Raw genomic sequence first — 10384 nt, forward strand, 5'->3', positions numbered from 1 at the left:
AAATGAGATCCAGTTCAAATATTTATCCATGACGGAATTAGTTGAAGCCTGCGCGTAAAAGCCTCAGAATGTCGCACTTTTCGCACCGATTTGTTTTCGGCGCGTTGTTATCTAACTCTACAATTGAGAATCATACATATGGGTTTTACCTCGTTAGGTCTATCTGCTCCAATCCTTAAAGCTATTCAAGAGAAAGGCTACGACACCCCTTCGCCAATTCAGGCAAAAGCAATTCCTGCTATTTTGGAAGGGAAAGACGTAATGGCAGCAGCGCAGACTGGTACAGGTAAAACTGCAGGCTTTACGCTACCGATTCTTGAGCGTTTATCGAACGGCCCTCGCGTTCGTGCTAACCAAGTTCGAGCACTGATCCTAACGCCAACACGTGAGCTTGCAGCTCAGGTGCAAGAAAACGTGTTTATGTACGGCCGTCATCTTCCACTAAGCAGTGCGGTTGTTTTTGGTGGTGTGAAGATCAACCCGCAAATGCAGCGTCTTCGCAAAGGTGCGGATGTGTTAGTCGCGACACCAGGCCGCCTGATGGATTTGTACAACCAAAATGCAGTGAAGTTCGACCAACTGGAAGTACTAGTACTGGACGAAGCAGACCGCATGCTAGATATGGGCTTTATCCGTGACATTCGTAAGATCCTAGCTCTGCTACCAAAACAGCGTCAGAACCTACTTTTCTCTGCAACTTTCTCGGATGAAATCCGCGACCTTGCGAAAGGCTTGGTGAACAACCCGGTTGAGATTTCCGTTAACCCGGCAAACTCGACGGCGAGAACGGTTGAGCAAAGCATCTACCCAGCAGACGTGAAGAAGAAAGCACCGATGTTGGTTAAATTGATCAAAGACGGCGATTGGAAGCAAGTGCTGGTGTTTACGAAAACGAAACACGGCGCAAACCGTCTGGCGAAGTTCCTGATCGAACAAAATCTACCGGCTGCTGCCATCCACGGCAACAAGAGCCAAGGCGCGCGTACCAAAGCACTGGCGGATTTTAAATCGGGTGAAATTCGTGTGTTGGTCGCGACGGACATTGCTGCGCGCGGTATCGATATTCCGCAATTACCGCAAGTGGTGAACTTTGAGCTACCGAAAGTGGCAGAAGACTACGTTCACCGTATTGGTCGTACTGGCCGCGCGGGCGAAGTAGGTAAAGCGATTTCACTGGTGTGTGCGCTAGAAGCATCTGAGTTGTTTGCGATTGAACGTTTGATTCAAGAAGTACTACCACGTAAAGAGTTGGAAGGTTTTGCGCCAACCAATGTGGTGCCAGAATCTAAACTGGATACGCGCCCAATCAAACCGAAAAAACCTAAGAAGCCGAAAAAACCAAAAGCGCCAAATGCTGCAAGTGAAAATGCCCCAGCAGCCGAAAAGAAAGCAGGCAATGGTGCAAACAAACCTAAACGTCGCTTCAACGGTGGTAGCAACGGCAACAAAAACAGCACCAACCAAGGCGGTGCAGGCAAGCCTAAAGGCAACCGTGAAGGCCAAAGTCGTGCAAACAGTAAACCAGATGACCGCAAACCTAACGGCAACAAGCCAAATGGTAATAAACCGAATGGAAATAAACCAAACGGTAATAAGAGTGGCAACGCTGGTAAACCGTCTGGTAACCGCAAGCCAAACAATGCTAAGCCTGCAGGAAACAAACCGTCAGGTCAGCGCCGTAAGCCTCGTCCGCAAGCTGCAAACTAACCTGTAAACGGCCCCCGATAGCAAATACAACAAAGCCGCTGATAATCTCAGCGGCTTTGTCTTTCTTAGAACACAGTTTTCTAGAACACTGCTTTGTTAAAACAGCCTACATTAAAGGTGTGATTCGAATATCTGCGATTTGCGCTTCGTTCTTTTCACCCTCAATACCACCTGCGTAGATGTAGGTTTCATTCGATTTGAGGTAACTCATATTGAAGTGGTCCTTCAGCGCGACCTGATAGGTTTTTCCCTGCTCCAACGTCACCTCAATTGGCGTTGAGTAACGCATACCTTGGTTTTCACCAATATGGCCCATCTGCAAGTAACCTTGACCAACCACTTTACCTGCATCATCCAATACCTCTAACAATTTCACGGTGTTCGTGATGCCAGTATTAAGTTGCCCTAGGTTATTGTTGTACCAAGCATCGAACTGGTAAGTGCCCGTTACAGGGGCTGTAAACGACTCTGCACCTTTTACGATGCCACTGTCTTTACTCACCGTAACCACTGAGACATTGTCTTTGAGTGGCTGATATTCGCCATCAAGTTTGATGCGGATCTCTTCACCGACACAAACAGGTTGGCTTGGGTTAGAACGGAAGCCTTTATCGTTAATGCTTTCAGCCAAATAACAAGCAAAACCTGTTGGCGTATCGGAATAAGATTGAGCAATCACGTTCTTTTGAATCAGCTCGCCATTGCGATACAAGTTCACGTTGTACTTACTCGTCACGTCAATCGAAACCGAATTATCAACGCTTTTTACCACCAATGTTGGCTCTTGCGGAGAATAAACGCGACTATCTTCACTTGCGTACGGTTTCACACCAGAAACTAAAGTAATGCTGCTATCTACATTCACAAGCGCGCCCAATGTCACGTGGAAATGCCCCTCATCGTCCATCGTGACATTTTCAACTGGGTAGTAACCTGTGTCATCTTTGCTTACTTCAGGCAAGTCAATCGTTACCGAGTAGTTCTTTCCTTTGAAGGCAAAGTTTTCCAACGTGATTTGTTCAGACTGAGCCAACAAGTTATTGCGCACCCAACTTGTGATAAACGGCTTCACTTCCAACTTGCCCGTTTCGGTATGGATGCCGAATAGGGTCTCTACCACCATGTTCAAGTAGCCACCCACAGACCAAAGCTGACGCTGAGAGTTAATAACTGGGCCATCCATGCTTGGATCTTCACCATGATCACTATGGATGATGAATGACTTACCAGAAAGCCACTCTAAGTTTTCCATGTTGGATAAATTAGTTGCCGTACCACGAACCAACGATTGAATGGCATTGTTCGCTGCTGCCACATTTTGTGTTTGATGCGCAGCGCGCAAGTTGTACGCGGTAACAAATGGCCAAATTGCGCGATTATGGTACACAGGCACGTCCGGTTGTTGAGGGAAGTAAACCGGCACGCCAAACTCACTGTGTGGGTAATTGGCCATGATTTGTTTCGCCTGCGCATCACTTGCCACGCCACTGATGATTGCCAACGCTTCGCCCAACATATCGTATTTGTCGACCGCAATGTCTTTGCCATTGTCAAACAAATAGCTTACGTACATACCGCGTTCGGCATTCCAAAACTGATCGTTGATAGCGGTTTTTAACTGCTCAGCCCACTCGGTGTATTTGACCGCGTTGGTTGAGTCGTACTTCTCTGCCAACTTAGCCGCGAGCTGAATCGCGCGGTAGTGAACCACGTTTGTCGATAACGCTTTGCTGCTACCAATCGCATTGACATCGTTTGGCGTCCACGTTGAGTAAGTTTGCTCACGCCAATCGAGGAATGATTGCTCACCAGTGTATAAACCGGATTTCGCATCAAAAGCCGCCAGGCGATCGGCTTCAAGTGTATTACTGATCGCTTTATATGCGCGCTCTGCAAACTGGTTGTACTCTTCCCCATCCAATGCCGAAAGTAAGCGTTCTGCACCAAGCGCCCAAGTCGTACGGTCGGTACTGATTGGCCAACTGCCGCCCGTGCCCGTGTCTTGCACAATCTGCTCGCCATCGTATTGCTGATCGGTCGTGTCGCGGAAAGCAGACAATTTGAAATTCAAACCATTTTGCACGCGAGTTGGATTCATCAATGCAAGCGAAAGGTCTGCTGCGTACGCCAAATCACGCGTCCATACGTAATGCCACTTCGCGCCCGTCTCAAAAACTTCCGCTTTGATTGGGTTGTTGTAGTTGTAATTGCCGTCTTTGATTTCAGAAACGGCAAGCTGGTCTAGCTCTTTCATCGTCAATGCAAACAACGCGTCAAACGCGACATCACCCGACACCACTCGCGGCCCTGTTTGCTCATTAATCACTAAGCCTTGGTCGAGCGCATCACGCAATTCTGTCGTCGTTGAAATACCAAATTCACGCAGCTCCGCTTTAGGATCTTTCACCGAGAAAATCACGGTATCACTCGAGTCATCGTAATTGGCGAACAGTTTCACTTCTTTGCTCTGATGCCCTTCATGCACCATTGCAGGGTCGAGAATCGCATCAGAGTAGTATTTTTCCGCTTCTTCTTGTGTTGCTTTCGTCACAGTCATTGACGCGCGACTTTCATCGGCAAAGCTCACAGAAAACTTGTAATACCCTTTGTCTTCAAACGTGATCTCAGAGTTGCAATCATCGTTCATACACGCTTCATTCGTGTCTGGTTTTGGCAGGTACTCCTGAGCTTTATCGAACGCCGCGGGCTCCTCAAAGTAGGTGTATTGGATCTGCCAACCCGGATCAGCAATCTTGAACTGATTACTACCTCGAGCGACGCGCAGTACGGTTTCGTACTCGTTATTACCCAAATAGTTTAGCTTGGCATGCTCTGCCGTGCCCCAATCCCCATTTAAACCACGTAAATATAAGTCGGCTGAAATAATTGGTTTGTCGACCGGCACTGGCGCATCAGAAGAATCTGACCCACATCCAGCAAGACCAATACAAGACGCGACAGCAAGCGCAATAAAACTCGGTTTCATGTTCATCCCTTAGATTGTTGTTTTGGCGACAGTCTAAAGAACACCTTTTTGAGGGGAAAATAGGAAGTCAGGAGCGAGCTATAGATAACATCTATACGTCAAACCCCAACAGTGATGTAGATCTATGAAATGCGCATAATTTCAATCAAATGAGATTACAGATTTGTGATTTATAAATGAAATTGTGCAAAATACCCCTCGTTCTTAGAGGGGAAAGAAAATGGACAAATCTCTGCAGCAATTTTTACTGGTTGCACGCTGCCAAAGCATCAGCGCTGCGGCAAGAATGGCAGGGTTAAGCCAGCCAACGGTAACAAGCAATTTAAAGAAGCTGGAAGAGAATCTCGGCGTGACGCTGTTTGAACGTCATCCTAATGGCATGGTGTTGACCGAATACGGACGCATCCTCTATCGCCATAGCAACGCGATGCAGCATGAATACAACCAAATGATGCAAAGCATTGATGAACGGAAACAGTACCAAGTCGGAAAAATTAAAATGGGCACTGGCGATGCGTGGTGGCCGCTGTTCGTCAAACAAGCACTCAATCAACATCTGACCAAGCAGCCATCGGCATCTACGCACGTCGAATTTGGCAACCACTTAGGCTTGATGGATTCATTAATCAACGAACAGATTGAATTCTTCATCGGCCACGAGATTGTCGGCTTGTCGTCTAAATGTGATGTTACGTTTATTCCGCTATTTCAAACGGTTGATGCCTATTTTGTTTCCCCAAACCACCCACTTCTAGGGAAAACCGTCACCGAAGATATGCTGCACGAATACCCAGCTCTTTCGGTCACTTATGATGCTAAGAAATTCGCTCACGTCATCGATAACCCAATCCCGAAGCAAAATGAACGCGAAAGGCAGCAACTGGATGACAGACCGACTTACGAAGTGGATTCTCTGCTCGCCAGTATTGATGTACTGAAAGAAAGCGTCGCGGTGATGTCTTATACCGGGCACCTCAAACCGTATTTGGAATCCTTTGGCTTACGATGCTTAACCATGGAAAACGAACCAAACCCTGGCACCGTCGGGATTTATCGCCACCGCCGAGAAACCTCTGAATCGCATCTAGATCTGATTGCTGGCATCACTCAGCGCGCTAAATTGCTCAACTAGAAAGTCCAAAAACAGGCGAACTCTTTTCGGTTGATATTGGCGGCTTTGATAAATGACATGTAGATCCGCTTCAGCGCCTTGCGAAAAGGCGCTGAAGTTTTTCATATACCCATCCAAAACCGTTACTAAACGTTGTTTTTTGAGGTCTTGCTGAATATCTAAAATCGATTTCAACGCAATCCCCGCACCGTCCAACGCCCATTGTCGAATCACTTCACCATCATCAGAAAATCGCTTTGGCGTGACCGTGATCGATTGGTGAGACTCTTCATCTTTAAAGTGCCACGTTTTTAATTCTTCATTGCTGCGCACCATGGCTAAGCAGCGATGGTCCGCGAGATCTTGTGGACAGTTTGGGACACCTTGCTTCGACAAATAGTCAGGTGATGCGCACAGCACGCGTTGACTCGACGCCAGCCTGCGCGAAATGAGATTGCTGTCCGCTAACTCGCCATAACGAATCACCAAATCGAGCCCCGATTCAGCCAAGTTCGATAAATTGTCATTAAGATAAAGATAAGGCGTCACATCCGGATATTGCTCAGAAAAAGCCGACACCATCGGCGAAATAATTTGTTTGCCAATATCTCGTGGAGCTGAAATTTTCAACGTTCCGCGCACTTGCGAAATACCCGTTTGCAGCAAGTTTTCCGTCTCTTTCACGCTATCAATGATGTTAAGACAAGCTTGATGGTACATTGCCCCTGCGTCCGTGAGTGATACGTGGCGTGTGCTTCGGTTGAGCAGCTTTACGCCATAGCGTTCTTCTATCGCTTGCAGCCTTGCCGTTACCGTCGCCGGAGACAAACCTAACTCCCTTCCCGCCGCCGCCAGACCTTGATGTTTAACGATGCTGACAAACAACGTCATATCCGAAAACTTATCCATCTTCGTGCTCTTATTATTTGGAAAAACTGAATAATCAATTTAGATATTACCCAATTATCAAATTAAGTCGAATCCATATACTGACCCTATCGACATTGTTTAGACCCAGAACGTTATGTGACAGGGAAAAGTTAAACGCCGTAACGCTGTACAACGCACAACAACACGCCCTGCCCAGCCAAGAGATAGGAAACAAAAAATGAAACTGTACATTTATGAACATTGCCCCTTTAGCGCCCGCGTCCGTTTTGTTGCAGGCATGCTGAATATTAAGCTGGATGTCATCAACATTGCTTATAACGACGAGAGCACCACCACAAACCTCATCGGCGCAAAACAAGTTCCTCTTTTGATCAAAGACGATGGTGAAGCCATGGCGGAAAGCTTAGACATCATCAACTACTTCCTTGAATTGGCATCTTCCAGCGAAAACAGCCAACCCTCCAAACCGGTTTTAGACTGGCAAAAACAAGCGTTTTTACCGCTACAAAAAGTCGGGTATCCGCGTTGGTCAAACATGACGTTACCGGAATTTGCAACAGAAACCGCTAAACAAGCATGGCGTGCAAAAAAAGAAACCGAAGCGTTAAATTTTGAAGCTTTGATTAACGATACACCTGCGATTGCGAAAGAAGTCGCCGCTTTGATAGAACAAACCAAACCCTTGCTCAACCTAAGTTCAGAAAAGCAAACGTCACTGGTTGATCAAGCCATTATGTTTTCCATTCTACGCGGCTTTTTCAGTGCGCCCGAAGTGCAATGGGATCCAGCCGTACTTCACTGGATGGCAATCGCTCGTAAAGCGACCAACGTGCCTGTACTTATCTAAGGAGCGCAACATGCAACAAAGAACAAATAAGCTGTTTGAGCCAGCTCAACTGAAATCGTTGTCACTACAAAACCGTATTGTCATGGCACCAATGACTCGCGCACGCACCACTCAGCCGGGCAACATCCCGAATGAGATGATGGCAACGTATTATCAACAGCGCGCTTCTGCCGGGCTGATCATTTCCGAAGCCACGCAAATTTCGGACGATTCTCAAGGCTATTCGTTCACCCCTGGCGTTTACACCGATGCGCAAGTGGCGGGCTGGCAAGGTGTGACCCAAGCGGTCAAATCACAAGGCGCAGCGATGTTTTGTCAGCTATGGCATGTGGGCAGAGTGTCTCACCCAACATTCCAAAATGGTGAACAGCCTATCGCGCCATCTGCGCTCGCTCCGGTAGAGACGCAAGTTTGGATTGCAGATGAACAAGGCAACGGCAATATGGTCGATTGTGTTGAGCCTCGCGCCATGACACAAGCAGATATCAACCGAGTTGTCGGTGATTTCGCGAACGCAGCCAAACGCGCCATTGAATCGGGTTTTGATGGTGTAGAAATCCACGGCGGGAATGGGTATCTGATCGATCAGTTCTTAAGAACCAACTCAAACCATCGAACAGACAACTACGGCGGTTCACGAGAAAATCGTATCCGTTTTCTTATCGAAGTAGTGGAGGCAGTTATCGCCGCTGTTGGTGCGCATCGAGTTGGAGTGAGATTGGCACCATTCATTACCTTTAAAGATATGGACTGCCCAGATATCGTGCCAACGATCTTAGAGGCATCAAAACAGCTACAGGAGCGCGACATTGCCTACTTGCACTTGTCCGAGGCCGATTGGGCCGATGCACCAACGATTCCAGAGACGTTCCGAATCGAACTTAGAAAGCGCTTTCGCAACGCTATCATTGTCGCAGGTCGCTACAATCCTCAACGAGCAAACGAAGTGTTAGAGAAAGGCTACGCGGATCTTGTCGCATTCGGACGGCCATTCGTAGCAAACCCAGACTTAGTCTCTCGCTTGCAACATCACCATCCGTTGGCAGAACTCGATGGCTCAACGTTGTTTGGCGGAAACGAACGAGGCTACACCGATTACCCTGCTCTGCAACAGGAATGCGCAGAACAGGCCTAACAAAAAAGCCCCAACCTAGCTGCTACGGTTGGGGCTGTCACCAAACTAAAATTGGTTTTAGCTAGCTTAATCTGGCTAAGAGTTAAATCACTTCTAACGCGCCGCTGCGCCAAGGTTCGATAACGACTTTGATGTGATCATTTGGCGTCATTAACTTTGTAAATGCGTCTTCGACACCATCGATTCCCACTTTGGCGGTGAGCATTTTCTGCCAAGGCAACTTATGTTCGGCAATCGCTTGTAGGCATTGCTCAAACTCGTGCGGTTGGTAGTAGTAAGAGAATCTCAAATCGAGCTCTTTTACCGTCGCGTACGCGTAGTTAATGATTGCGGGTGTCGTATGGATACCCGAGATGACGATTCGCGCTCGGGCAGGAGCGCGGCGCAGAAAATCGTCAATCAAGGTATGCTTGCCAACACACTCATAAATGACCAGGCGTGAATTCATCGCGTACTGCTCACCAACGGCGATCTCGTCTTCCTTGGTCGGGTTGATCAATCGATTTGCGCCAAACTCGCTGGCAAGTTGCAGCTTTTCTTCCTGAAGATCGACCGCAAGAATATTGCTGACGCCACGTTGTTTCAGTGCAGCAATCACCGCCAGCCCTATAGGGCCGCAACCGACAACCAGCGCTGTTTCTTCCGTTTCGATTTCACTGCGGTTGACCGCGTGCAAACCGACCGCTAGTGGTTCGGTTAATGCCGCCGCCTCAGACGGCATTCCGTCTGGCACAGGTAGCAATAACGCTTCATCAAGCAGGAAATACTCAGAGTAAGCGCCATAAGTACCCGGAGTAACACCAACGCCCGCGCCATTTTGGCTGAGCAACATCGGCACTGAGGTGACTCGGCTACCAACGGACAACGTTTGCTGCGTATCGGCACCGTATTCGATAATTTCCGCACAGAACTCATGCCCCAACATCACTTGAGCGTGCTCACCGGCTTCATCAGGCATCAACCCGAGCTGGTGGAATACATCAAATACCTCATCCGCGTGTCGAGTAATGTGAAGGTCGGAGCCACAAATGCCACAAGCTAGACTACGAACCAACACTTGTCCCGCTGCAGGTTTGGGGATTTCGACTTGCTTCAGGCGGACACTACCATCCTGCATTATGATACTGTTCATCTGTTGCATGGGGTTACTCCGCTAGCTCATCGCTTAGGCCAGCAATCGCACCCGGTTTGATGTAGCGCGCAGTGAAGCCTTGTGCTTTCGCTGTTGCAATAACAACTTGCTCAATCCAACCTGCATCCATGATGTTGATGAAGTTACCCTCGTCGTCAAAGTTAATGTTCGCACCTTGGATCACCATAAAGCCATCTGCACCACCCGACTCTTCTGGACAGTGAAAGGTATGAATCGAACCACCTGGCTCATACAAATAACTACCAGCGGTTTGGACTTGGTTTGGGTATTCAATGTAGTGCCAAGCGCCACTCAGTGTATAGAAATGCACCACACCAGTGTGGAAGTGCTTAGGTAAAGTCACGCCCGGTTTGAACTTGGCGCGTATCACCCAAGTTCCGTTTTCTGGATCAAGAAACAGGGGATAAACATCCACACCCGGTAATGCGTCTTTGATGCTCGACTCTTCATTGGTATTAAGAGTTAATAAGAAATCTTGGTGCTGAATAACTTCTGGTAATGACATAACTTACATCCTCGCTGTTGCTGTAATGTGGCGTACTCGCCTATCCCAT

Annotated in this window: 8 protein-coding genes; 4 read left to right on the top strand and 4 right to left on the bottom strand. The window is 47.9% G+C overall.

Annotated elements, in window-relative coordinates; translation table 11 throughout:
• Positions 1-138 precede the first annotated feature (138 nt).
• Positions 139-1707 carry a DEAD/DEAH box helicase gene (locus R7041_RS21195; RefSeq protein WP_065275163.1) on the top strand — a complete coding sequence of 523 codons (1569 nt, stop codon included), beginning with the start codon at positions 139-141 and terminating at the stop codon, positions 1705-1707.
• Positions 1708-1813: 106 nt separating this feature from the next.
• Here the strand turns inward: R7041_RS21195 and R7041_RS21200 are convergent, their stop codons facing one another.
• Positions 1814-4693: an MGH1-like glycoside hydrolase domain-containing protein gene (locus tag R7041_RS21200; RefSeq protein ID WP_318114719.1), complete on the bottom strand. Its 2880-nt coding sequence runs from the start codon at positions 4691-4693 to the stop codon at positions 1814-1816.
• A gap of 220 nt (positions 4694-4913) precedes the next feature.
• Here R7041_RS21200 and R7041_RS21205 point away from each other — a divergent pair, with 220 nt between their 5' ends.
• Positions 4914-5825 (top strand): LysR family transcriptional regulator, encoded by a 912-nt coding sequence (locus R7041_RS21205; RefSeq protein WP_158173387.1) that lies wholly within the window; start codon positions 4914-4916, stop codon positions 5823-5825.
• Here the strand turns inward: R7041_RS21205 and R7041_RS21210 are convergent.
• Complete coding sequence (locus R7041_RS21210; protein WP_053304585.1) at positions 5778-6713, bottom strand: LysR family transcriptional regulator; 936 nt, start codon at positions 6711-6713, stop codon at positions 5778-5780. The two genes, R7041_RS21205 and R7041_RS21210, sit on opposite strands and share 48 nt — an antisense overlap.
• A 199-nt stretch (positions 6714-6912) precedes the next feature.
• On the opposite strand from R7041_RS21210, the gene grxB reads away from it, so the two are divergent.
• Both grxB and R7041_RS21220 read left to right on the top strand, forming a co-directional pair.
• Positions 6913-7542: a glutaredoxin 2 gene (gene grxB / locus R7041_RS21215; protein ID WP_054729335.1), complete on the top strand. Its 630-nt coding sequence runs from the start codon at positions 6913-6915 to the stop codon at positions 7540-7542.
• A gap of 10 nt (positions 7543-7552) precedes the next feature.
• Positions 7553-8677, top strand: a complete 1125-nt coding sequence (locus tag R7041_RS21220) for an alkene reductase (protein WP_171342634.1) — start codon at positions 7553-7555, stop codon at positions 8675-8677.
• A gap of 82 nt (positions 8678-8759) precedes the next feature.
• On the opposite strand, the gene R7041_RS21225 is transcribed toward R7041_RS21220, so the two are convergent.
• Entirely contained in the window at positions 8760-9818 is a 1059-nt protein-coding gene (locus R7041_RS21225) for a zinc-binding dehydrogenase (protein WP_064369391.1), read from the bottom strand.
• Positions 9819-9822: 4 nt separating this feature from the next.
• Positions 9823-10335 carry a 2,4'-dihydroxyacetophenone dioxygenase family protein gene (locus tag R7041_RS21230; protein ID WP_206949426.1) on the bottom strand — a complete coding sequence of 171 codons (513 nt, stop codon included), beginning with the start codon at positions 10333-10335 and terminating at the stop codon, positions 9823-9825.
• Positions 10336-10384 lie beyond the last annotated feature (49 nt).

The organism is Vibrio sp. 1751 (genome assembly GCF_033339895.1).
In the GTDB taxonomy this organism is placed as follows: domain Bacteria; phylum Pseudomonadota; class Gammaproteobacteria; order Enterobacterales; family Vibrionaceae; genus Vibrio; species Vibrio alginolyticus.

Excerpts from the sequence above, each read along its gene's own strand:
- R7041_RS21220 (WP_171342634.1), top strand. The coding sequence starts at position 7,553 with ATGCAACAAAGAACAAATAAGCTGTTTGAGCCAGCTCAACTGAAATCG.
- R7041_RS21200 (WP_318114719.1), bottom strand. The coding sequence starts at position 4,693 with ATGAAACCGAGTTTTATTGCGCTTGCTGTCGCGTCTTGTATTGGTCTT.
- grxB (WP_054729335.1), top strand. The coding sequence starts at position 6,913 with ATGAAACTGTACATTTATGAACATTGCCCCTTTAGCGCCCGCGTCCGT.
- R7041_RS21225 (WP_064369391.1), bottom strand. The coding sequence starts at position 9,818 with ATGCAACAGATGAACAGTATCATAATGCAGGATGGTAGTGTCCGCCTG.
- R7041_RS21230 (WP_206949426.1), bottom strand. The coding sequence starts at position 10,335 with ATGTCATTACCAGAAGTTATTCAGCACCAAGATTTCTTATTAACTCTT.
- R7041_RS21210 (WP_053304585.1), bottom strand. The coding sequence starts at position 6,713 with ATGGATAAGTTTTCGGATATGACGTTGTTTGTCAGCATCGTTAAACAT.
- R7041_RS21195 (WP_065275163.1), top strand. The coding sequence starts at position 139 with ATGGGTTTTACCTCGTTAGGTCTATCTGCTCCAATCCTTAAAGCTATT.
- R7041_RS21205 (WP_158173387.1), top strand. The coding sequence starts at position 4,914 with ATGGACAAATCTCTGCAGCAATTTTTACTGGTTGCACGCTGCCAAAGC.